Raw genomic sequence first — 22,764 nt, forward strand, 5'->3', positions numbered from 1 at the left:
GGCGGCAACGTGAACGGCGGCAACGCAAACGGCGGCAACGTCAACGAAATCGGCGGCAACCCCGGCAACGCCAAGCTCCCCGACAACAACGCGTTCAACCCCGCACTAATGTCCGCACCCAAGTTCGGCAGGGTGAACGGCGGCAACGTGAACGGCGGCAACGCAAACGGCGGCAACGTCAACGAAATCGGCGGCAACCCCGGCAACGCCAAGCTGCCCGACAACAACGCGTTCAACCCCGCACTAATGTCCGCACCCAAGTTCGGCAGGGTGAACGGCGGCAACGTGAACGGCGGCAACGCAAACGGCGGCAACGCAAACGGCGGCAACGCCAATGGCGGTAGAGCCGCAAAGAAGTTGGCCGCCAACGTTTCGCCGGTCTGGATCGCGGCGTTGATGCTCGCGCCGAGGCTGCCCAGCCCGGCCCCAAGATTCCCACCGGCTTGAAGCAACCCGTTAATGCTGCCGCCCACGCTCGCGTTCAATGCCGCGCTGAGGTCAACACCGAAGGACGCGTTCAAAAGCGCCTGCAGGGCGGTGTTGGCCTGGGCGATCAGCTGCGCACCCGTAGCCGACAAGGCCGCACCACTGTTTTCGAGCGCGAGCCCAGCCTGCACGATGGCGTTACCGGCCTGGACCATCCCACTGCCGATGCTCTGCAGGAAAAGGCCACCGGTCTGGAAGGCGAGGCCGCCGAGCCCAGCGCCGAGGACTGTTTCCACGGTTCCGCCCAGCGCGGCCCCAAGGCTGCTGGACAAGCCGGCCGAGAGGGAGGCGCTGATGTCGGCGCCCAACCCAGAAAGAGCAGCGCCCAGGTCGGCTGCCAGGTTTCCACTACCCGACAGCAGCGCAGCGCCGTTGGCGACCTCAGCCGTGGCATATGCGGCGGCACCCCCACTCAACGCGCTCACGAACGCGTTGTGGAACGTCGCAACCTCGGCGTTAAGCGCTTGAAACTCTTGCCCGAAGGTGCCGAACAGCGATGCGATGGCGGTAGATACCTCGTCCGCCGCCGCGGGCGCCAAGCTTGTCGTCGGTGCGACGATGGCCTGGGCCACCTCGTCCAGTGCGGAGCGGATGCCCGCTAAATCTTGCGCTGCTACCTCGACGAGATCGGGAACTGCGACCACAAAAGACATGTTCATCTCCCCACACAAATGAACGGCGGTATCCGTTTATAAGCCCGAATGTTCGAGGCAAGCTGAGCGTAATCACGCGCCGTATAGCCATGTCCGAAAATGAATGTTTTCACATACGTTGGCGCGTCTGCGCAACTTGCGGCCCGAGCGGCAACGCCCGAAAAGCAAACTCGCGGATCGGAAACCGGCAGCTTGCGATCCTCCGGGTCACAGAGTGGCTGCGTCCGATGGACTTTCGGTTCGCTACCGGTCCCACGCCGTAGTATGCGCTGCAGGTCACCGCATTTGGCATGTGCCGAATAAAAAGTAAACACGCCAATTGGTATTAGCGTACCGAAAACGAGATGATGACAAGGCCTTTCCGCCGACGCCGGTGTTTGCGGACCGCGATTTAGAAGGTTAAGAGCGGTATCGAGATCAGTGGCGGCGGTGCTGCGGGCGCGCCGATCGCCTGGGCGAGCTGCTGGGGCGCGTAGTTGATGAGGAATGGCAGGAGGCCGCTGAAAGGCGTACTGCCGGTGCCGACGTTGACGTCGATCGGCGGCAGAACACTGCCGTCCAATATCGTGACCGTTGCCGTCACCGGGTAGTAGCCGGGAGGATGCAGAATTCCGTCCAGCGGGAAGTCGGCGGCCACGCTGAGGTTCGCGATGTTGCCGACCACGGGGCCGGTGAGGCTCGACAGGTTCAGCGCGTAGGGGAACGTCGCCTCGCCGTTGAGGAAGCCGTTGGCGATGACGGCCGGCGCATCGATGAGGGCGGCGAACGCCGCGGAGGCGTTGCCGGCCTGGACGGCCGAGGCGAAGGTGGACGCGCTGTACCCGGCGGCCTCCAGAGTGACGGCGGGCGGCCCCATCAGGCTGGCGCCGAATACCAGTTGCAGCCCGACGGCGTTGTCCAGAGTCACGCTGGGCGGCGTGAGCGAGGTCACATCCAGCGACGGCGTGACGCTCGTATCGGTAAGCGTGTGAACCACATTGAAGAAGTTCTGCGCGATCTGGCCGGGTATTGCCGAGACCGGTTGGAAGTTCCCTGTTTGGAGAGCTGTCGCGATGGTCTGGCCGTAGACCATCTGGTTGGCGACGAACTGGCGAAGGAATGGGAACGGGTCCGCCAGCCAGCCGCCGACGAGGCTTTGCAGGTTGTTCCACGTGTTGTAGACGAGGGCGTCGTAGGGCCCGGCGATACCGGTGAAGAAGGGGCCCGACCCCGCTTGTAGGTTCAGCAGCCCGGGAAGCAGTGAATTCGCAATCGGAGTCGACGAATTCGCAAGGCCGGCAAGCGTAGTGGGCAAGCCGGGAAGGGCAGTCGTCAAAAGCGAACCCAGATTGGTTCCAAGCGAGCCTAGGTTTCCCAGCGAGCCCAGGACCCCTCCCGGCAAGCCCAGGCCCCCTACGCCACCGAGAAGCCCACTCAGCGGGCTCGGGCCACCGGTCAGACCACCAAGCAACCCACTGAGCGGGCTCGTACCGCCGGTCAGACCACCAAGCAGCCCACTGAGGGGGCTCGTGGCGCCGGTGAGCCCGCCGGTGCCCAAAAGCCCTGAGCCGGAACCAATTCCGAGGAGCGAAGCGGCGCTACCCGTCGTAGTGGTGCCACCAAGACCGAGGAGGCCCAAGAGGCCATTGCCGGCGGCAGCCGCACCCGGCGCGGCCCCGCCGCCCAGCAGCGTTTCCACCGGAGCGCTGACCGCGTTCGCCAGGGCCTGCTCGACATTGGCAACCTCGGTGCTGAGGTAGGCGCCGGCGCCCGCATTCATCAGGTTGACGAACTCGGCATGAAACGCCCGGGCTTGCGCGCTGAGCGACTGGAATTGCTGGCCGAAGTTGCCGAACATCGCCGAGATCGCAGCCGACACCTCGTCGGCGGCCGCCGGCACTACCCCGGTCGTAGGGCCGACAACGTACGCGGCCGCCTCGGCCAGCGACGTTTGTAAACCCGCCAAATCTTGGGCTGCCGCCTGTACCAGCTCGGGCACGGCAATCACCAATGACATATCCGCTCCCTTCGACTGACCGCCGACAGGGATTACCCGAGGAAAATCGAGTTAAACACGAGTTTAATAAGCAGATGGATCCGCGCTGCATAACCCGGCGTTTTTGTGCCGTTAATCGGCGCTGGACGCACCCATCCGGGCCACCGTCACGAAAGGTAACAGACGCGGCACTGGCCGAGGCCCGCGTCACCCGCGCCGCCCGAGGTGGGTTTCCGCGGCGACTCAGAGCGTCTCGGGCTTTGGCGAGCGACGAATCGTCGAAGGGCGGGTGCACCGTCATCGGCACCGAGACAGGACCCACGCTCACCGGCATGCTCACGTCCCAATGTTTTCGCCGTTGAGGAAGCGCCGATAGCCGCCACACCGTTGCCGCTCTGCAGCGCGGCCCCGAACACCGTCGCACGGGTTGCGAATCAGTCCATCGTCGAGACCGGCGGACCGAGGATCGAAAAGGCGAGCGACAACGCCAAGCCAAAGTTGGCGCCGAGTGTTACCGGGAGAACGGTGACGGGGGTTGTCGTAATGCTCATTCAGACATTTGCATTGGTGACCGAGGTGACCGTTTTGGCGTAATTGTGCGCCATCTGTGCAGGGATGGAACCCGGCGGTAACAGGCTGGCGAAGTTCTGCGCCTGCTGTGCGGGGATGGCGAGGATGGGCGGAAAGTGTCCGCCGGGCATAAGCGCCTTGATAGTGGACAAATTGCTGGTGTCGAATCGGCTGATGAATAGACCTAAGGCGCCCTGCGCCACGTCCTGCCCGCGCCGTGGTAATTCCCGGATGCTATCCCGTCGCCGACAAAGACCCTCCCACGATGGCCTAGGCGAAATAAGCTTAATGTGAAGCGTTGAACATGCGCCCGTACGGTTAGCTTCCGAATGCCGACGCGAGGAGTTCGGGCGTATATTCCAGCAGGGCGGGAACGAGACCGCCGATGCGCGGCCCGGTGATCGTGACCGGATTGCCGGCCAGCGTAGCCGTCGTCGTAAACGGTTGCAGCGGAACGAGAAGCCCGTTAAATGTAACGTTGGCCGTCAGTCCCGGCACCGGTAGCGGCACCGACAATGTCTGTTCGCCGTTGAGGAAAGCGTTGGCGATGTTGGCGGGAGCGCCGACGAACGCGGTGAATGCCGCCAGCGGGTCGCCGGTTCGAACAGCGTTGAAAAGCGTTGTGCTACTCGATGACGCGGCCAGCGCCGCATTGACCGGCGCCCCCACGGCATCGATGGCCAGGAGCTGGGGCAGACCGAACCCGATGGCGAAGGATGGCGGGTTCAAGGAGGTTGCCGACACCGACGCCGGGACGATCAGATCCTGGAAAAGGTTGGCATAGCCTTGCGCGAGCCGTCCGGACGCCGTCAGGACCGGCAGTGGGTTTCCGCTCTGCAGCGCCGTGAGGATCAGCTGGGGGTTGGTCTGCGTGGCGATCGCCTCCAGCAGGGCGGGTGCGGTGACGTCAGTCCACGTCCTGGCGATGCCCTGCAGGTTGGCAGCGGTGTTCGCGATCAGGCTTTGATACGGGCCGACGACCCCGCCGATGGTCGCGGCGGCACCGCCCGGGGCGGTGCCATTCCCGAGCATCGCCTCCACCGGAGCATTCACCGCGCTCGCCACCGTCTGCTCGACGTTGGCGGCCTCGGCGCCGAGGTAGGCACCCGCGCCCGCATTCAACAGATTGACGAACTGCTCATGGAAGGCCCGGGTTTGGGCACTGAGGGCCTGATACTCCTGACCGAATGCGCCGAATAGGGCCGCGACTCCGGCCGACACCTGGTCTTCGGCCGCGGCCACCATCGCCGTTGTCGGGCCGGCGGCGGCAGCACTCGCCTCGCTCAGCGTCGCACGAACTCCCGCCAGGTTTTCGGCCGCCGCCTGAACCATCTCCGGCGCCGCGATGACAAACGACATGCCCATCTCCCATCAACTCAGCAACGCGTCCACCGGTGGTGGCCCTGGTGTGGATGAGGTTAATGGGGCAAATGTGTCCCGCGGAAGACGTTTATCATTTTTGTGACACTCATTCGCCAGCCACCGTGGCGATGTACGGGATAGGCGGAACGAGAATTCCATTCAGCGGCACGTTGATCGTCGTCGGAAACGCCCCGAGGGTGAAACCCACCGGCAGCGTCGCTTCACCATTCAGGAAGCCGTTCGCGACGACGGCGGGAGCGTCGAGGATGGCGGCCGCCGCCCCCAGCCCGTCTCCCGTTTGAACGGCATTGACAAACGCCGTGGCGCTGACGTCGACGGCGTTCAGCGTGTCAATCGGCGCGCCCACCGCGTCCAGGCCAAGTGCCACCGGCAAACCAAATGTGTTGGCCAGCGAGACATTGACGGAGGGCGGGAAGATGACGATGTTGACCGCCGACGGAGCGGTTACCGACGTGTCGGTGGCGGTATTGATGATGTCGGTGAAGTTCTGTGAGATCGGCGCGGGGACCGAGCCGGCGAGCAGCAGATCAGTGAAGTTCTGCGCCATTTGTCCGGGAATGGCGAGGATCGGCAAGAGGTCCGCCAAGCTGCCCGTCGGCGTGATTGCGAAGGTCGTCAACCCGGTTTGTTGGACGTTGAAGCCCGTGAAGATGAGATCGACGAATCCGTGCGTAATGTCGCTCGCCGCGCCGCTGACGTCGCCGGCCATGAGGGCCTGGAAGGCCGACTGGAATGCGCCAGGCAAGGCGAACAAACCGGTACCGAAGTCGTGGGCGGCATTCTGAAGCGCCGTCGAGATTATTGGGCGTAGGCGATCTGGTTGTTGATGAACTGCTGCAGATAAGGCACCGGGTTGAAGGTCAGAAGGGCCTGCAACGCGGATTGGATGTTCGCCGGCAAATTGGCCAATTCGGGGAGGTTCTGGAGGAAAGCCTGTAGCCCCGCGGCGATTGTCTGCGCGTAGCCGATTTGATTGTCGATCAACTGGTGCAGGAAGGGCGCCGGGTTGGCGGACCATATGGCGTTGAGGGCCTGCAGGTTGGCGGCGGTATTGGCGAAGAGCGTTTGATACGGGCTCTCGATGGTGGCCACGCTGCTGCTCGAGGCCGCCGGCATCAGGCCGGGCGGGGCGCCGCCTGGACCTCGTCGGGCGTCGAGAATCGAAACGACATCCCCGTCCCCCATCGACGCATCCCGACGGTCACCAGATGGCCGGCTAGGCAAATGTGAGCCTAGTCACAGGCCATGCCGCAGCGCGGGGAAATTGGTGCTTGGGTGCGCGTTTATGCAGGGCAGGATGCCGGGCAACCAGACGCTCCGGCCCTTTAACTACTAGCCGATGGGCGCGATGGCGGCGGCGAGCTCAGACCCGAAGCTCAGCAAGCCCGGAATCAAGCCACCGATCGGGGTGCCCGGAACCGCCCCCAAGCCGCCAGCGAGAACAACCGGACTCAGAGGGGTAAGTAACCCGCCCAACGGGATCTGGGCCGTCGCGGTGATATCCAGGAGCGGGATGCCACCAGCCGTCACGGTGGTTGTCAGCGGCGGCAGGCTTATGAACGCCTGGCCGTTGAGGAAGCCATTCGCGACGTTGGCCGGGGAGTCGATCAGCGCTGCCGCGGCGCCCAACGGGTCTCCGGCTTGCACCGCAGTAACGAACGCCACGGCGCTGGAATTGAGTGAGCTCAGCGCGTTGGCCGGCGCACCGATCCCATCGAAAATGACCTGCAAAGGCAACCCGAAGGTGATTCCGAGGTCGCCCGGATTAAATGTCGACCCAAAGTTCGTGAACGTGTCTACCAGGTTGGTGAAGTTCTGCGACATCTGCGCGGGGATGGAACCCGCGGGCAAAAGGTTGGTGACGTTCTGCGCCATCTGGCCCGGAATGGCGAAGATGGGCGCCAGATCTCCCAGCGGGCCGAGCGGAGTGATCGCCAGGGGCGTCGCCGTCGGCGACCCGAGCTCAGCGATGTCGAAGCTGACTTGCTGGAAGCCGGGAAGCACGACATTCTCCAGGCCCTGTGTGACAGCGTTGAACGCGCCCTGCATGTCACCGGCCGCAAGGGCCTGACCGGCCGCCTGGAAACTCGCGGGCAATCCGCTCAACCCGGTAACGAGGTCATTGCCGGCATTCTGTAGCCCGGTGACGATGGTCTGGGCGTAACCGATCTGGTTGTTGACGGCCTGCTGCAGCAGGCCGGCGGGGTTGAAGGTGGCCAAGCCCTGGATGCCGGTCTGAATCGTTGTCGGCAGGTTGACCAACTCGGCCGGCAGGTTTTGGATGCCGGTCGCGATCGAAGAACCGATCGTCTGTGCGTAGCCGATCTGGTTATTGACCAGCTGGTGCAGGAACGGGAAGGGATTGGCGCTGAAGGTGCTTCCGATGGCTTGCAGGTTGTTGAACGTATTCGAAACCAGCGCTTGGTACGGCGCGGCGACCGTGGCACCGAACGAGTTCAGGCCGCTAACGAGCCCGGCCGCCCCGCTCGTCTGCAGTGCGCCGGCCGCAAGCGGCGAGTTGGCGATGGCATTCGAAAGAGCTTGCGCGCCAGTCTGCATCTCACCACCGACCATCGCGCCGATGGTGCCGCTGGGCAGCGTGGTCACGGCGCCGTTCAGCCCAGCGCCGATGCTGGCGGCGACCTGTCCAACGGTCGCCTGTCCGCCCGCCATCGCCCCGCCGAGGCTTTGGCTGACGCCCCCAAGGATCCCGCCGTCGACGCCGCCACCCAGCAGACCCTGCGCGGCGTTGGCGGCCTCCGCACTGGCGTAGGCGCCCGCGCCCGCATTCATCAACGAGACAAACTGCTGATGGAACGCCTGAGCCTGCGCGCTGAGTGCCTGAAATTCCTGGCCGAAGTCGCCGAACATCGAAGCGATCGTGACCGATACCTCGTCCTGAGCAGCGGCCGCGATCCCAGTCGTGGGGCCGGCCGCGGTCGCGGCGGCCTCGGCCAGCGCTGAACGAATGCCCGCCAGATTCTGGGCCGCGCTTTCGACCAGATCCGGCGTTGCGATCACAAACGACATGTCAGTCCTCTCCTCGGCTCACAAACGCGATGACCACTGGTCATGCAATATTCGACATGAGCCTAATAGGACCTCGGTGCGTCGGTGTACTGGGGTCCCCCGGGCTCACGTTCTTGGGTCGTTACCCCCCAGTAACCAAGACGAACGTGAGCGTAACCAGCGCAGATGCCCGGGAAGAAATACAACGAGCGTTTTCACAGCTTTCGTTACGGTTCGACGGATTGCGGACAACTCGCCCAAACGGCCGAGGGAAGGACACCGACCAGCGGCCTACAAAACAGCAGCGATGTCCGCCGCAAACTGGGCAGGGAAACCAAGCAACCCAGGAATCAGGCCTCCGATCGGGTTGCCCGAGAGTTCGAGCGGCGCAAGATCGCCGCCACCGAGGTCAACGAAGACCTGGGGAAGGTTGAGCGGAGTGAGCAGCCCGCGACGTGAATCCCCTACGCGAGCGGCGCGCCGATGGCCTGCGCTAGTTGCTCGGGCAGGAACACCAGCAGCCCAGGAAGGATTCCCCCGAAGGATGTGCCGCTGAGCGTGAGAGATCCGGGCCCAAACGCCGGGATGCTGAGCGAGGCAAACTGCGGAGGCGTGAGGATCCCGCCGACCGGGATGGCGGTGATCGTTTCGATGCCGCCGGGCCCCCCGAGCAACGCCGGCAGGGGTAGCGCCGCCTGCCCGTTGAGGAAACCATTCGCGATGACGGCAGGGGCATCGATCAGCGCGGCCAATGCCCCGAGCCCGTCGCCGGTTTGCGCCGCGCCGATGAACGCGCTCGCGCTGGATCCCACCGCCTGCAGCGTGGCAACCGGCGGACCGAGCGCATCGAGTGCGAGTACCAGCGGCAGCCCAACATGCAGGTTGCCGGTGTTCAGGTCCAACGTCTGCGACAGGTCGGTCAGCGTCGTCAGCAAATTGGTCGCGTGTTGCGCCATCGTGGCAGGGACGGAACCGGCCGGCAGCAGGTTGGTGAAGTTCTGCGCCATTTGCCCGGGGATGCCGAGGATCGGCAACAGATCTCCCAACGCGCCGCCCGGCGTGATGTTGAGAAGTCCGCTAACCGGATCCTGGATGACGTTGAGGTTGGTGAAGACCGGGGCCAAGAAGGCGCCGCCGAGCTGGAGCACGCCGCCGGTGATGTCGCCGCTCATGAGGGTCTGCAGTCCCGTCTGCAGGCTCACCGGGAACGCGTTCAGGCCCGCCATGACGTCGTTGCCGGCGTTCTGCAGCGACGTGGCGATCAACTGTGCGTAGCCGGTCTGGTTGTTCACGAACTGCTGAATGGTGGGGAACACTCCCTGAACACCCGCCTGAATGGTCGCGGGTAAGTTGACGAACTCCGCGGGCAGGTTCTGGACGGCGCTTTGGAACCCGGTGGCGATGGCCTGGCCGTAGGTCAGCTGATTGGTGACGAACTGGTGCAGCAACGGCGCCGGGTTCGCCGCGACCGCACCTACGAGGCTTTGCAAGTTGTTGGCCGTGGTGGAAACCAGCGTTTGATACGGAGCGGCGACGGTGGCGCCGAAACTGTTCACGACGTCAAGCGCCGCAGCGGGAGCGGCGGCGGGCGCGCTCGCGGCCCCCAGCAGAGTTTGCTCGACATTCGCCGCCTCAGCGCTCACATAGGCGCCGGCGCCGGCGTTCATCAAGGACATGAACTCCGCATGAAACGCCTGCGCTTGCGCGCTCACGGCTTGGAACTGCCGGCCGAAGTCGCCGAACATCGACGCGATCGCGACGGATACCTCATCTTCAGCCGCGGCCGCGATGCCAGTCGTCGGGCCCGTCGCGCTTTCGGCGGCCTCCGCCAGCGACGAATGAATGCCCGCCAAGTCCTGGGCTGCCCCCTCGATCAGCTCCGGCGCCGCAACGACAAACGACATATCGATCTCCCTTTGCCCGATGATCAGTTCTTACTTGCAAGTAAGATCTTTTCGGCGTTGTCGACGAAGACCATCGGTCAGAGCGCGTAGAAAACGGCGCGGGGGGTCGTAGATCGCGTCGCGCGGGGTTGGAGCAGGGCGCGGGCTAATACCGCTAGGCGCGAAGTTCGGCGCCCACCGCTTCCGCGGCGTGTCGCACCGCGGCGTCGCGGGCGGCGCTGGCGTCGTCTTCGGTGAGCGTGCGATCCGGCGCGCGGAAGCGCAGCGCGAACGTCAAAGATTTGCGGTCCTCGCCGATCTGCGGACCGGTGAACACGTCGAACAGCTGAAGGTCTTCCAGAAGTTCGCCGGCCCCCTCGCGCACGGCGTCCGCCACAGCCTGGGCGGGAACGTCCGTGGACACCACCAGGCTGACGTCCTGGAACACGGCCGGGAACGGCGACACCCTCGGGGCCGGCAATAGCTCGACGATGGGAATCGCGTCGAGGTCCAACTCCATGGCGCAAGTGCCCTTCGGTAGCCCGGAGCGCTCGATCACGGCGGGATGCAGCTGGCCCGCGTGACCGACGCAGGTCTCCCCCACGAGCACCTCGGCGCAGCGACCCGGATGCCAGGGCAAATATTGGGCGGCCCGCAACCGAACGTCAATACCGCTGGCGCGCGCGACAATCCGGACTGCCTCGAACGCGTCGGCGGCCTCCACCCGGCGGCCCGGGCCCCAGGGCCCCCGCGGTTCACGCAGGCCGGTCAGCACCGCGGCCACGTGCTGTGGCTGCCGCGGCAACGACGCGTCCAGCATGGCGATCTCGGTGTCGGTGGGCCGGCGGTGGACCGGGATGAGTTCGACACCGCGCGTGGTTTCGATCGGCTGAACCACCTGCGCCAGCGCGAACAGCGCGGCATCGACCAGTCCACGGGATACGTTGCGCGCCAAGGCTTCCAGCAGGGCGGGCAGCAGTGTGGTGGCCAGCTCGGGGCGGTCGGCTTCCAGCGGGTTGAGCACATGCGTGGTGGTGCGCCGCGGGTCGTCGGGCGCCAGGCCCCACAGGTCGAAGACACCGGCTGGCAAGAACGGCGTCGGCAGGATTTCGACGTAACCGGACTGGGCCAGCGACTTGCCGATCGCGCGGCGGCGCTTCTGCACGGCGCTGAGTCCACGGCCCGCGGGAGCCGAGGGCAGCACCGACGGGATGACCTCCAGACCCTCCAGCCGCATGACCTCCTCGACGAGGTCGGCCGGCTGCACCAAGTCCGGCCGCCAGCTCGGCGGCGTCACGGTCAGCGCGTCACCCTCGGCGACCACGGTGGCGCCGATTTGGCCCAGCCGGCGGGTGGTCGTGCCGGGGGCATAAGCCACCCCGGCGAAGCGGTCCGGCAGGTCGGCGGCGATCCGGACCGGCGGCAGCGACCAGTCATCGCGTGGCGGCTCCCCGCGCCAATCGGTCAGCGTCGGCGACACCGCTCCCCCGGCGATCTCGGCCAGCAGCGCGGCACAGCGGTCCAGCGCAGCCACCGAAATGGCCGGATCGACCGCGCGCTCATAACGCCGCGCGGCCTCGCTCGGCAGGTGCAATCTGCGCTGCGTGCGCGACACCCCGGCCGGATCCCACACCGCCGCCTCAAGCAGCACGTCGGTCGAATCGTCGCGCACCTCGGTGGTCGCCGCCCCCATGACGCCGGCGATCGCCGCCGTCGCCGCGTCGTCGACGATCAGGACGTCCGCCGAATCCAGCCGCCGCTCAACGTCATCCAGCGTGACGACGGTCTCACCGGCCCGGGCGAACCGGACACCGAAGCCACCGGTGACGCGGTTGCGGTCGTGGGCGTGCATGGGGTGGCCGAGTTCCAGCATCACGTAGTTGGTGACGTCCACAGCCGGGTACGTCGCGCGGATGCCGGACAGCAGCAGCCTGCGCTGCAGCCACCACGGCGACACCGCGGCGGGGTCGATCCCGGTGACCGGGCGCAGCGCGAACCGGCGCACACCCGTTTCGGCCTGCACGGTCAGCGGCCACGCCTCCCCGTCGGCGGGCAGGGGCTTGACCACCTCGTTGCTGGCGGGGTCGACGAAGTCCAGGTCGTAGGCGCAGGCGATCTCCAGGGCCAGGCCCCGCACCGACATGCAGTAGCCGCGGTCGGGGGTGATCGCCAGGTGGAACACCACGTCGTCCAGTCCCAGCACCGCGGCAGCGTCGGCTCCTGGTGCCGCGGTGCCGGGCGGCAGCACCAAGATCCCGGAATGGTCTGCGCCCAAGCCGAGTTCGGCCGCCGAGCAGATCATCCCGTCGGAGTTGCGGCCGTAGGTCTTGCGGGCCGTGATCGCGAAGCCCCCGGGCAGGGTGGTGCCCGGCAACGCGACCACGACCAGATCGCCGACCGTGAAGTTCGTCGCGCCGCAGACGATCCCGCGTGGCTCGCCCACGCCGACGTCGACCAGGCAGGCGCGGATCGGCTTTTTGAAATCGGTGAGTTCTTCGATGGCGGTGACCCGCCCGACGGTCAGCGGACCGTCGACCGGGCCCAGGTTGATCACCTCTTCGACCTCGTGGCCGATGCGCACCAGCGTCTGCTCGAGCTCGGCGGGGGCGACATCCCAGCCCGGCGCGCCGGCAGCGACGACTTCGCGCAGCCAGCTGTAGGGAAGGCGCATCAGGCACCCACCCCGAACGGCAACGAAAACCGGACGTCGCCCTCGACCATGTCGCGCATGTCCGGGATCCCGTTGCGGAACTGCAGGGTGCGCTCCAGGCCCATGCCGAACGCGAAGCCGGAATACACCTCGGAGTCAATTCCCGCGGCCCGCAACACGTTTGGATGCACCATTCCGCAGCCGCCCCACTCGACCCAGTCGGCGCCGCCCTTCTTGTTGGGGAACCAGACGTCGACCTCGGCGGACGGTTCGGTGAACGGGAAGAAGTGCGGCCGGATCCGGGTGCGCGCGGTGGGTCCGAACTCGGCCCGGGCGAACGCGTCCAGCGTTCCCCGCAGGTGCGCCATGGACAGACCGCGGTCGACCGCGAGCCCCTCGACCTGGTGGAACACCGGGGTATGGGTGGCGTCGAGTTCGTCGGTGCGGAACGTGCGGCCGATCGAGACGATGTAGACGGGCAGCTCGCGCTGCAGCAGGGTGCGCACCTGCACGGGCGAGGTGTGGGTGCGCAGCAGCTGCCTGGAGTCCTCCGGCGCGAGATAGAAGGTGTCCTGCTCGCTGCGGGCGGGGTGGTCGGCGGGGAAGTTGAGGGCGTCGAAGTTGAATTGCTCGGTTTCCACCTCCGGGCCCTCGGCCAGCTCCCATCCCATCGCGATGAAGGTGTCGGCGATGTGCTCGGCCAAGATCGTGATCGGGTGCCGGGCACCGGGCGGTTGCCGGGTCGACGGCAGGGTGACGTCGATGGCCTCGGCGACAAGCACCGCGACGTCGCGCTCGGCGCGCAGCGCCGCCAGCCGTTCGTCGTAGCTGCGTTGGACCTCGCCGCGCACGGCGTTGACCCGCTTGCCGGCGTCGGCGCGCTCGTCTTTGGGCACTTTGCCCAGCGCTTGCCGGGCCAGGGCCAGTGGCGAGCGGTCACCGAGGTGCTCGGTCTTGACCCGCGCCAGCGCGTCCAGGTCGCCGGCAAGTGCGATGGCCCGCTGGGCGGCGGTGACCGCCTCGGTCAACGCTTCCGGCGACAGGTCGACGGGTTGATCGCCCACGCGGCGGCACTCTCCTTGCTGACGAGGCTATTGGACGGGCTGAAGTCGCCCAGCGCAAGTGCCGATCATAGGGGATTCGGTGCACGCCGCTCGGCGCGTGCTGCGCGGACGGCCGCCGAGACGCTAGCCGGCTGCGGCCGGTTGCGGTGCGCTCAGCACGCCCCGCTCGGCGCCCAGTTGGACGATCTTGTGCGCCGCCAGCGCGCCCAGCACACCGAACGCCGGCGCGGCGGCCATCGTCCCCCAGTGGTGCGCCAGCACCAGGAAGCCGAACCCCGAGGAGGCGACCAGCATCAGCAGCCGCACCGGGGTCCAGTGGACCGGCTGCCGGAAGCGGGCCGACACGAGCACGCCCAGGACGACGGCCACGGTGTGACCCGCGTCGGTGAAGTCGCCACCGATGATCGCCGCGGCCAGGCCCGCAGCCATCCACCAGCCGACCCACGCCGCACGCCAACGGGCGGGAATCACCGCCGTCATCGCCCCGAGCACCGCCAGGGCTCCGTAGCTCATCCCGACATCGCTGGCACGGGTGATCGACATCGGCAGCCAGCCGAACTCGACGGCCGCTGCGAGGGCGGCCGCCACCACCAGCGTGGCGCCGATGTGGCCGACGACAAATGCCACGACCAGCCGGATAGTCCGCAGATGCAGCTCCGCTAGCGCGAGCAGGCAGGTCAGGAACGGCAACCAGAAGTAGAGCGGGCCCGCATCGACGACCAGCGCGCTGCCCAGCAGGGTCCCGATGTGGCCGTGCGCCAGGTTGTGCAGGTTGGTGCTGGCGCGCTCAACGAGCACGTCGTGCGCGTGGGGGCCGAGCGCCAGGATGGCGCAGCTGATGGCGAGCAGGACCGCCACGTACCCCACGGTGAACTGGACCCGGGCAAGCCGGGAGAAGATGCCCCCAAACATTGACATCCATTATGTCGACTAATCCGTTTCGGAAGTGTGATCGGAGGCTGTCAAGTCCCTAAGAGTCCTCAGCCGATATATCGCCAGGTCGGCGGGCACGCCGGAGGTTTTGGCCGCAAATACCGGTTTGCGTGCGCGTTTGGCGTCGACGCCCAGCGCGTCCAGCTCGCTTTGGGGGATCAAATCCAGTGACGAACTCGACACCATGATCCCGCCCTTGGTGGCGCGTTCCATGACGCGGGCGGCGACGTTGACGTCGACGCCCAGCCAGTCCGCGGCCATCCGCTGCGGCCGGCCGGTGTGGATGCCGACCCGCATACGCGGTGTATGGCCCGCCACCTCAACGGACTTCAGCGCCTCCTTGGCGGCCAGCACCGCGCGCAGGGCCACGGTCGGATCGCGGAACACGGCCATCAGGCCGTCACCCATGCGTTTGACGATTTGGCCACCGGCGTCGAGGAGCGGCGGTTCGATGGCGCGCGCGACCTGACGCAGCAGCGCCAGGGCCGCCTCGTCACCCGCCTGCAACGACCAATCCGAGAAGCCGACCAGGTCGGTGAAAACCAGTGTGACCTCGGGGTTCGCCGGCCGCCGGGAAACCGTCTCGGTGAGTGCCTGCCACACCTGCAGCACACCCAGGCTCAGCTCGCGCGAGGCCGCTTCCCGGTCCCCCAGGAGCCGGTCGGCGGCCCGCGCCGCGGCGCGTGGGCCACCCTCGCCCGCGGTGGAGAGCGGGTCCCCGAACTCGGGATCGCCGGGCAGCAGCCGCCGCGCCCGCCGGATGAACGCGACCACATTCGGGCTGTGATTCGTCGTGCGCAGCCACCGGGCCGGCGACCGCCTCCCCTCGGCAGGCGGGGCAATCGTGGCGACCGCCTCTTCGGATTCGCCGGACTCCGTATCTCGACGTCCAACATCCACATGGCAAGGGTAGGCGGTGCCGACACGCGCGGGCAGCCCGGTCGCGGCCGGCCCATGGCCGATCACACACGTGCGGCGGCGCTGTCGAGACTCGGTAACACCCCGTCGCGGCACACGGCGAAATCGTAGACAACGTGCGTTGTCAAAGTTATCGTGAGCGCAGTGAGGCGCGCAGGAGGCCGAGATGACTGCCATTGCAACGAGATCCGCTCATCCGCTCGGGCCCGAATCGCTCACTTGGAGATATTTCGGCGACCTCCGGACCGGGATGATGGGCATCTGGATCGGCGCCATCCAGAACATGTACCCGGAGCTCGGCGCGGGCGTCGAAGAGCATTCGATCGTGTTGCGCGAACCATTGCAGCGGGTGGCCCGGTCGGTGTACCCGATCATGGGCGTCGTCTACGACGGTGACCGCGCGCCCGAGACCGGCCAGCAGATCAAGAGCTACCACCGCACCATCAAGGGCGTCGACGCCGCGGGGCGGCGCTACCACGCGCTGAATCCGGAAACCTTCTACTGGGCGCACGCCACGTTCTTCATGTTGGTGATCAAGGTGGCCGAGTACTTCTGCGGGGGCCTGACCGAGGCCGAGAAGCGGCAGCTCTTCGACGAGCACGTGCAGTGGTACCGGATGTACGGGATGAGCATGCGGCCCGTGCCCAAGTCGTGGGAGGAGTTCCAGGAGTACTGGGATCGGGTCTGCCGCGAGGAGCTGGAGATCAACCGGGCGACACTGGACATCTTCCAGATCCGGATTCCCAAGCCGAAATTCGTGCTGATGCCGACGCCGATCTGGGACCAGATGCTCAAGCCGCTGGTCGCGGGCCAGCGCTGGATCGCGGCGGGACTGTTCGAGCCGGCGGTCCGGGAGAAGGCCGGAATGCGCTGGACGCCCGGCGACGAGGTGCTGCTGCGCCTGTTCGGCAAGGCGGTCGAGCTGGCTTTCCTGGCGGTCCCCGACGAAATCCGGCTGCACCCCCGCGCCCTGGCCGCCTACCGCCGCGCCGAGGGACGCCTGCCCAGCGACGCGCCGTTGGTCGAGGCGCCGGCTTTCGTGGCGCCGCCGCGCGACCGGCACGGGCTGCCGATGCATTATTTCCCGCCGCGGCCCCGCTCTCCGCTGGACCCGGCCAAATTCCTGATGGAGCGGGCGGGATCGCTGGTGCACGGCACGCTCTCGCTTACCGGCCGACGGCCGGCGAGGGGTCGTGGCAGAAAGGCCGCTTAAGGGTCCAGGCACCCATCGAGTCTGCGCTCAGCGCGCCATCCCCGGCTTCGGGCCGCGCTACACGCGAAGTCGAATCACTCACCGCAGACACTCGATAGTGACAAGCGCGCCCAGGATGCTCAGCGCAAGCAGCCCAGCGCCTGGGCGCTCTGGTAGAGGCAGATGGCCGCGGCGGCGGCCACGTTCAGGCTCTCGGCGCCGCCGGACATCGGGATGCGCACGCGGTGATCCGCCGCCTGCGCGAGCCGGGCCGACAGACCGTGCGCTTCGGCCCCGAACAACCACGCCGTCGGCGACACGAGGTCGGCCTCGTCGAGGCGCATATCGGCGTCGACGGTGGTGGCCAGCACTGCCAGCCCGGCGTCCCGCAGCGCGGCGACCGCGGCGTCGGCGTCGGGCGCCGCGACGACCGGAATCGAGAACATGCTGCCGGCCGAGGCGCGCAGGCACTTGCCGTTGTAGGGATCGACACTGTGCCCGGCCAGGATCACCGCCCCGGCGCCCATCGCGTGAGCGATGCGAATGAGCGTGCCCGCGTTGCCGGGCTCACCGACCTCGACGGCTACCGCGACCAGCCGGGGTGGGCCGGCCAGCACCTCCCGCAGGCCGGTCTCCGGCATGTCGCAGACCGCCACCAATCCCGACGGAGTGACGGTGTCGGACAACGCTTTTGCGGCCCGCTCGGTGATCACGTGGATCGGGCATCGCTGGGCGGCCAGCAGCGGGGCGTGTCGCTGCGCCGCCGCGTCGGTGACGAACAGGTCGCGCACCAATCCGCGAGCCGATGCGGCCTCGACCAGGTTGGGGCCTTCGGCGAGAAACCGGCCCGCCCGCCGGCGACCGACATGCCGATGCAATTTGACCGCCGCGGCCACCCGGGCCGAGCGTTCGGTGAGCGCGGCCGGCATCGTCGCCGGGCTAAGCCGCCTCTCCGGAATCCGACGGGGCGTTGACGTCGTCGGGCAGGGCCGCCCGCGCGACGTCGACCAGCGCGGTGAAAGCCGCCGGGTCCGTGATCGCGATGTCGGCGAGGTTCTTGCGGTCCACCTCCACACCGGCGGCCTTCAGGCCCTGGATCAGCCGGTTGTAGGTGATGTCGTTGGCCCGCGCGGCCGCGTTGATCCGCGAGATCCACAACTTGCGGAACTCACCCTTGCGCGCGCGGCGGTCGCGGTACGCGTACTGCAGCGAATGCAGCTGCTGCTCTTTGGCTTTGCGGTAGAGCCGGGATCGCTGGCCGCGATAGCCTTTCGAGGCCTTGAGGACGCTGCGCCTCTTCTTGTGGGCGTTGACTGCCCGCTTCACGCGTGCCATGGATGTTCCTACTCTCGTTCAGGCAGTAAATGGGTCAGATGGCCGGTTGGGTCCGGCGCTCGATCTGTTAAGGGTCAGCCGTTCAGCAGTTTGTTGACACGCCGGGTGTCGTTGGCCGACACCTCCGTGCGGCCTTCCAGCCGGCGCGTACGCGTGGACGGCTTGTGCTCCAACAAGTGCCGCCGGTTGGTTTTCTGGCGGACGATCTTGCCGGTTCCGGTGCGCCGGAACCGTTTCGAGGCCCCGCTGTGGGTCTTGGCCTTGGGCATGTTTCCTCTGCTTCTCGAGTTCTGCTGTTCTTCGCTGTCAGGTCAGTTGGACGACGGTGTCGCGTCCGGCTCCGCCTCGGACTCCGGCGCCGCGCCGCCCTCCGGCCCTTCGGGGTGCCGCGCCCTGGCCCGGGTCTTCGCGCCGCGGTGCGGTGCCAGCACCATCGTCATGTTGCGGCCGTCCTGCTTGGCGGACGTTTCCACGAATCCGTAGTCGGCGACGTCGGCGCCCAACCGCTGCAGCAATCGGTAGCCCAGTTCGGGCCGCGACTGCTCACGCCCGCGAAACATGATGGTGACCTTGACCTTCGATCCCGCCTCCAGGAAGCGGATCACGTGGCCCTTCTTGGTCTCGTAATCGTGATCGTCGATTTTTGGTCGCAGCTTTTGTTCTTTGACGACGGTCTGCTGTTGGTTGCGGCGGGATTCGCGCGCCTTTTGCGCCGCCTCGTATTTGAACTTGCCGTAGTCCATGATCTTGCAGACCGGCGGTCTGGCGTTCGGGGCAACTTCGACGAGGTCGAGATCGGCGTCCGCGGCGACGCGCAGTGCGTCTTCGATGCGCACTATGCCTACCTGCTCGCCTCCTGGGCCTATCAATCGGACTTCAGGTACGCGGATGCGCTCGTTGACGCGGGTCTCAGTGCTGATGGGGCCTCCCTTGTTGGGCTTCTATTCGTCCTGCAGTCGCGGCCAGTCCCATGAAGCCCGTCCGGAGTCAGCGGTGGAAACACCACACCATCAGCAAAAAGGCCCTGCACAAGCAGGGCCCAATGCCGACCGATCGTGGCTTGAGAATACTCAAGCCGCCCGCGCTACCCGCGGAACAGGCGCTTGCCTGTGACCGGACCGCTGAGCCTGGAAATTCGCTCGGCCAGCGGTGGGAGTGGGACTCCACTTACTGTCCCCGGCCTGCGCCGGGATGGTCGCAGCCGATAGTTTAGCAGCCATGGGGCGTCTTCCAGCACTTCCGCAGCCGGATCGGCGTTCGGCGCGCGTTACACCCGTCCGTCAAACTCGGCTAACCGCTCTTCGTGGCTCTTGGCGCTTCGCCATGAATTTCACGGTTTAAGGGCATATCCTCGCGGTCTGTGACACTCGCTACGTCCCGTTTTGGCCCTCGCTCGGGCAGCCAGCCGAACTCGCGGTATCGGTGGGTACCGGCGACAGCGGGCTGGACGGTCGGCATCATCGCCACCCTGTCACTGGTCGCCAGCGTCTCGCCGCTCATCCGCTGGCTGATCAAGGTCCCGCGGGAATTCATCAACAACTATCTGTTCAACTTCCCTGACACCAGCATCGCGTGGTCGTTCGTGCTGGCCCTGCTGGCCGCGGCGCTGACGGCGCGCAAGCGCGTCGCCTGGCTGCTGTTGCTGGGCAACATGGTGCTGGCCGCCGTGCTCAACGCCGCCGACATCGCCGCCGGCGACAACACCGCGGCCGAGTCGTTCGGCGAGAACCTCGGGTTCGCCGTGCACATCATGGCGATCGTCCTGCTGGTCTTGTCGTATCGCCAGTTCTGGGCGAAGGTCCGCAAAGGCGCCCTGTTCAAAGCGGCCGCGGTGCTGGTCGCCGGCGACGTGATCGGCATCCTGGCGTCCTGGGGGCTGGTCGAGATGTGGCCGGGCACCCTGGCGCCGGATTCGCGGTTCTGGTACGTGGTCAACCGGGTGGTCGGATTCTCCCTCGTCGACCCCGACGCGTTCACCGGCCGTCCGCACGTGTTGCTCAACGCGCTCATGGGACTTTTCGGCGCGCTCGCGCTGATCGCGGCGGCGATCGTGCTGTTCCAGTCCCAGCGCGCCGACAACGCGCTGACCGGTGAGGACGAGTCCGCCATCCGCGGGCTGCTCGAGCTGTTCGGCAAGAACGACTCCCTGGGGTACTTCTCCACCCGCCGCGACAAGTCGGTGGTGTTCGCGCACAGCGGCCGCGCCGCCATCACCTACCGCGTCGAGGTCGGCGTCTGCCTGGCCAGCGGCGACCCGGTGGGTGACCCCAGGGCGTGGCCGCAGGCCGTCGACGCCTGGCTGGGATTGTGCCAGACCTACGGCTGGGCGCCCGGTGTCATGGGCGCCAGTTCGCAAGGCGCCCAGGTCTTCCGGGAGGCGGGCCTCAACGCTCTCGAACTGGGCGACGAGGCGATCCTGCGGACCTCCGATTTCAAGCTGTCCGGCCCCGACATGCGCGGCGTGCGCCAGGCGGTGACACGGGCCCGCCGGGCCGGTCTGACGGTACGCATCCGCCGACACCGCGACATCTCCGACGACGAGATGGCCGACACCGTTTCGCGCGCCGATGCCTGGCGCGACACCCAAACCGAACGCGGCTTTTCAATGGCGCTGGGCCGCCTCGGCGATCCGGCCGACGGGGACTGCCTGCTGGTCGAAGCGATCGACCGCGACGGCCGGGTGGCGGCGATGCTGTCGCTGGTGCCGTGGGGAAACACCGGCGTGTCCCTGGATTTGATGCGCCGGGCCCCCCAATCCCCCAACGGCACGATCGAACTCATGGTCAGCGAGCTGGCGCTGAACGGCGAAGCGCTTGGCATCACCCGAATTTCACTGAACTTCGCTATGTTCCGGTCCGCCTTCGAGCAGGGCGCCCAACTGGGCGCCGGCCCGATCGCGCGGTTGTGGCGCGGCTTCCTGCTGTTCTTTTCGCGGTGGTGGCAGCTGGAGACGCTGTACCGCTCCAACATGAAATACCAACCCGATTGGGTCCCCCGCTATGCGTGCTACGAGGACGCCCGGCTGATCCCGCGCGTCGGCGTCGCCTCGGCCCTCGCCGAGGGATTCCTAACGTTCCCGTTCAGCCGGCGCAAAACGCACACCGGGCATCACCCCGCCGTGCCCGCCAGGCTGGCGGAATCCGGGCTGCTGCACCATGACGGGTCCGCGCCCGACGTGAGCGGGCTGCAAGCCGGGGCGGCCGCCGCCGACGCGGAGGAGTCGAAGGCGCGCCTGCCCGAGCAGGTGCGGGTCCGGCTGAGCAAGCTGAAAACCTTGCAGCGCAGCGGTGTTGACGCCTATCCGGTGGGCTCGCCGCCCACCCACACGATCGCCCGCGCGCTCGACGCGGACGACCAGGAAACCGTGTCGGTGGCCGGCCGGATATTGCGGATCCGCGACTACGGCGGCGTGCTGTTCGCTCAGTTGCGTGACTGGTCCGGCGAAATTCAAGTGCTGCTTGACAATTCACACTTGGGAGGCGGCCGCACCGCGGACTTCACCGCCGCCATCGATCTCGGCGACCTGGTCGAGATGACCGGGAGCATGGGTTTTTCCAAGAACGGAACGCGGTCGTTGATGGTGCGCGACTGGCGGATGATCGGTAAGTGCCTGCGTCCGCTGCCGAACAAGTGGAAGGGGCTGACCGACCCCGAGGCGCGGGTGCGGACCCGCTATGTCGACCTGGCGGTCAATCCCGAATCGCGCGAGCTGATCAAGGCCCGCAGCAGCGTGTTGCGCTCGGTCCGGGAAACGCTGTTCGCCAAGGGGTTCATCGAGGTCGAAACGCCGATCCTGCAACAGATCCACGGTGGGGCCACCGCCCGGCCGTTCGTCACCCACATCAACACCTATGACATGGACCTGTTCTTGCGCATCGCGCCGGAGCTCTACCTGAAGCGGTTGTGCGTCGGTGGTGTGGAGCGGGTGTTCGAGCTGGGCCGGGCGTTCCGCAACGAGGGCGTCGACTTCAGCCACAACCCGGAGTTCACCTTGCTGGAGGCCTACCAGGCACACGCCGACTACAAGGTGTGGATCGACGGCTGCCGCGAACTCATCCAGAACGCCGCACAGGCCGCCAACGGTGAGCAGACCGTGCTGCGGCCGCGCGGCGACGCCGACGGCCGCCTCGAACCCGTCGACATCTCCGGCGTCTGGCCGGTGAAGACGGTGTACGACGCGGTGTCCGAAGCGCTCGGAGAACACATCGACCCCGACACCTCGCTGGCCATGCTGCGCAAGCTGTCCGACGCCGCGCACATTCCGTACCGGCGACATTGGGACGCCGGCGCGGTGGTGCTGGAGCTCTACGAACACCTCGTCGAGCACCGGACCGAGCGGCCGACCTTCTACATCGACTTCCCCACCTCCGTGTCGCCGCTGACCCGGCCGCACCGCAGCCAACCCGGCGTCGCGGAGCGGTGGGACCTGGTGGCGTGGGGCGTCGAGCTGGGGACCGCCTACAGCGAGCTCACGGACCCGGTCGAGCAGCGGCGCCGGCTCCAGGAGCAGTCGCTGCTGGCCGCCGGCGGCGATCCGGAGGCGATGGAGCTCGACGAGGACTTCCTGCAGGCCATGGAATACGCGATGCCGCCCACCGGCGGGCTCGGTATGGGCGTCGATCGGCTCGTCATGCTCATAACCGGCCGCAGCATCCGCGAGACCCTGCCATTTCCGCTGGCCAAGCCGCACTAGCCAGCCCGGAACACCCCGTC

19 protein-coding genes are annotated in these 22,764 nt (G+C 67.0%); 3 read left to right on the forward strand and 16 right to left on the reverse strand.

The features are described from left to right. The 7 genes from A5764_RS10365 to A5764_RS29835 all read right to left on the reverse strand — a co-directional run. The coding region (locus A5764_RS10365; protein WP_156664606.1) for a PE family protein at positions 1 to 1,139 on the reverse strand (1,139 nt) is incomplete at its 3' end. 391 nt (positions 1,140 to 1,530) lie between these two features. Next, the gene (locus A5764_RS10370; RefSeq protein WP_067112635.1) at positions 1,531 to 3,135 is read right to left on the reverse strand and encodes a PE family protein; all 1,605 of its coding nucleotides are present in this window, start codon (positions 3,133 to 3,135) and stop codon (positions 1,531 to 1,533) included. A 530-nt stretch (positions 3,136 to 3,665) separates the two neighbouring features. After that, entirely contained in the window at positions 3,666 to 3,887 is a 222-nt protein-coding gene (locus A5764_RS28215) for a hypothetical protein (RefSeq protein ID WP_156664607.1), read from the reverse strand. 115 nt (positions 3,888 to 4,002) lie between these two features. Beyond that, the gene (locus tag A5764_RS29830) at positions 4,003 to 5,043 is read right to left on the reverse strand and encodes a PE family protein (protein WP_067112777.1); all 1,041 of its coding nucleotides are present in this window, start codon (positions 5,041 to 5,043) and stop codon (positions 4,003 to 4,005) included. Between the two features lie 109 nt (positions 5,044 to 5,152). Next, positions 5,153 to 5,821 (reverse strand): hypothetical protein, encoded by a 669-nt coding sequence (locus A5764_RS10380; protein WP_156664608.1) that lies wholly within the window; start codon positions 5,819 to 5,821, stop codon positions 5,153 to 5,155. A gap of 44 nt (positions 5,822 to 5,865) precedes the next feature. Beyond that, entirely contained in the window at positions 5,866 to 6,252 is a 387-nt protein-coding gene (locus A5764_RS10385) for a hypothetical protein (protein ID WP_156664609.1), read from the reverse strand. Positions 6,253 to 6,399: 147 nt separating this feature from the next. Then, positions 6,400 to 8,097, reverse strand: coding sequence for a PE family protein (locus tag A5764_RS29835; protein WP_067112644.1), 1,698 nt, complete (start codon positions 8,095 to 8,097; stop codon positions 6,400 to 6,402). A gap of 165 nt (positions 8,098 to 8,262) precedes the next feature. Here A5764_RS29835 and A5764_RS10395 point away from each other — a divergent pair, with 165 nt between their 5' ends. Then, positions 8,263 to 8,535 (forward strand): hypothetical protein, encoded by a 273-nt coding sequence (locus A5764_RS10395; protein ID WP_067112648.1) that lies wholly within the window; start codon positions 8,263 to 8,265, stop codon positions 8,533 to 8,535. 5 nt (positions 8,536 to 8,540) lie between these two features. Here A5764_RS10395 and A5764_RS10400 read toward each other — a convergent pair whose 3' ends face one another. The 5 genes from A5764_RS10400 to A5764_RS10420 form a co-directional block, all read right to left on the reverse strand. Then, positions 8,541 to 9,980 carry a PE family protein gene (locus A5764_RS10400; RefSeq protein WP_067112649.1) on the reverse strand — a complete coding sequence of 480 codons (1,440 nt, stop codon included), beginning with the start codon at positions 9,978 to 9,980 and terminating at the stop codon, positions 8,541 to 8,543. A 154-nt stretch (positions 9,981 to 10,134) separates the two neighbouring features. Further along, positions 10,135 to 12,630, reverse strand: a complete 2,496-nt coding sequence (pheT, locus tag A5764_RS10405; protein WP_067112653.1) for a phenylalanine--tRNA ligase subunit beta — start codon at positions 12,628 to 12,630, stop codon at positions 10,135 to 10,137. After that, positions 12,630 to 13,673: a phenylalanine--tRNA ligase subunit alpha gene (pheS, locus tag A5764_RS10410; protein WP_067112656.1), complete on the reverse strand. Its 1,044-nt coding sequence runs from the start codon at positions 13,671 to 13,673 to the stop codon at positions 12,630 to 12,632. The genes pheT and pheS overlap by 1 nt, the downstream gene beginning before the upstream one ends. Before the next feature lie 123 nt (positions 13,674 to 13,796). Then, positions 13,797 to 14,585, reverse strand: a complete 789-nt coding sequence (locus A5764_RS10415; protein WP_067112659.1) for a rhomboid-like protein — start codon at positions 14,583 to 14,585, stop codon at positions 13,797 to 13,799. Between the two features lie 18 nt (positions 14,586 to 14,603). Beyond that, positions 14,604 to 15,449, reverse strand: a complete 846-nt coding sequence (locus tag A5764_RS10420; RefSeq protein ID WP_369807301.1) for an adenylate/guanylate cyclase domain-containing protein — start codon at positions 15,447 to 15,449, stop codon at positions 14,604 to 14,606. 241 nt (positions 15,450 to 15,690) lie between these two features. Between A5764_RS10420 and A5764_RS10425 the strand changes: the two genes are divergently transcribed. After that, positions 15,691 to 16,737, forward strand: coding sequence for an oxygenase MpaB family protein (locus tag A5764_RS10425; protein ID WP_067112662.1), 1,047 nt, complete (start codon positions 15,691 to 15,693; stop codon positions 16,735 to 16,737). Positions 16,738 to 16,856: 119 nt separating this feature from the next. On the opposite strand, the gene A5764_RS10430 is transcribed toward A5764_RS10425, so the two are convergent. The 4 genes from A5764_RS10430 to infC all read right to left on the reverse strand — a co-directional run bounded on the left by A5764_RS10430 (position 16,857) and on the right by infC (position 18,971). Next, positions 16,857 to 17,645, reverse strand: a complete 789-nt coding sequence (locus A5764_RS10430; RefSeq protein WP_067112666.1) for an RNA methyltransferase — start codon at positions 17,643 to 17,645, stop codon at positions 16,857 to 16,859. Between the two features lie 10 nt (positions 17,646 to 17,655). Continuing rightward, a complete protein-coding gene (gene rplT / locus A5764_RS10435) occupies positions 17,656 to 18,051 on the reverse strand; it encodes a 50S ribosomal protein L20 (RefSeq protein WP_067112669.1) in 396 nt (131 codons plus the stop codon). 74 nt (positions 18,052 to 18,125) lie between these two features. Further along, on the reverse strand, positions 18,126 to 18,320 hold the full coding sequence (rpmI, locus tag A5764_RS10440; protein WP_067112672.1) for a 50S ribosomal protein L35: 195 nt from the start codon (positions 18,318 to 18,320) through the stop codon (positions 18,126 to 18,128). A gap of 42 nt (positions 18,321 to 18,362) precedes the next feature. Next, positions 18,363 to 18,971 carry a translation initiation factor IF-3 gene (infC, locus tag A5764_RS10445; protein WP_082951635.1) on the reverse strand — a complete coding sequence of 203 codons (609 nt, stop codon included), beginning with the start codon at positions 18,969 to 18,971 and terminating at the stop codon, positions 18,363 to 18,365. A 440-nt stretch (positions 18,972 to 19,411) separates the two neighbouring features. Between infC and lysX the strand changes: the two genes are divergently transcribed. Continuing rightward, on the forward strand, positions 19,412 to 22,744 hold the full coding sequence (lysX, locus tag A5764_RS10450; RefSeq protein ID WP_197501296.1) for a bifunctional lysylphosphatidylglycerol synthetase/lysine--tRNA ligase LysX: 3,333 nt from the start codon (positions 19,412 to 19,414) through the stop codon (positions 22,742 to 22,744). The last annotated feature ends 20 nt before the right edge of the window (positions 22,745 to 22,764 follow it).

This window comes from Mycobacterium sp. 852002-51057_SCH5723018 (genome assembly GCF_001667035.1).
GTDB lineage: Bacteria > Actinomycetota > Actinomycetes > Mycobacteriales > Mycobacteriaceae > Mycobacterium.

Excerpts from the sequence above, each read along its gene's own strand:
- A5764_RS10400 (WP_067112649.1), bottom strand. The coding sequence starts at position 9,980 with ATGTCGTTTGTCGTTGCGGCGCCGGAGCTGATCGAGGGGGCAGCCCAG.
- A5764_RS10430 (WP_067112666.1), bottom strand. The coding sequence starts at position 17,645 with ATGCCGGCCGCGCTCACCGAACGCTCGGCCCGGGTGGCCGCGGCGGTC.
- A5764_RS10415 (WP_067112659.1), bottom strand. The coding sequence starts at position 14,585 with ATGTTTGGGGGCATCTTCTCCCGGCTTGCCCGGGTCCAGTTCACCGTG.
- A5764_RS10385 (WP_156664609.1), bottom strand. The coding sequence starts at position 6,252 with ATGGGGGACGGGGATGTCGTTTCGATTCTCGACGCCCGACGAGGTCCA.
- A5764_RS10395 (WP_067112648.1), top strand. The coding sequence starts at position 8,263 with ATGCCCGGGAAGAAATACAACGAGCGTTTTCACAGCTTTCGTTACGGT.
- rpmI (WP_067112672.1), bottom strand. The coding sequence starts at position 18,320 with ATGCCCAAGGCCAAGACCCACAGCGGGGCCTCGAAACGGTTCCGGCGC.
- rplT (WP_067112669.1), bottom strand. The coding sequence starts at position 18,051 with ATGGCACGCGTGAAGCGGGCAGTCAACGCCCACAAGAAGAGGCGCAGC.
- pheT (WP_067112653.1), bottom strand. The coding sequence starts at position 12,630 with ATGCGCCTTCCCTACAGCTGGCTGCGCGAAGTCGTCGCTGCCGGCGCG.
- A5764_RS29835 (WP_067112644.1), bottom strand. The coding sequence starts at position 8,097 with ATGTCGTTTGTGATCGCAACGCCGGATCTGGTCGAAAGCGCGGCCCAG.
- A5764_RS10425 (WP_067112662.1), top strand. The coding sequence starts at position 15,691 with ATGACTGCCATTGCAACGAGATCCGCTCATCCGCTCGGGCCCGAATCG.
- A5764_RS29830 (WP_067112777.1), bottom strand. The coding sequence starts at position 5,043 with ATGTCGTTTGTCATCGCGGCGCCGGAGATGGTTCAGGCGGCGGCCGAA.
- A5764_RS10370 (WP_067112635.1), bottom strand. The coding sequence starts at position 3,135 with ATGTCATTGGTGATTGCCGTGCCCGAGCTGGTACAGGCGGCAGCCCAA.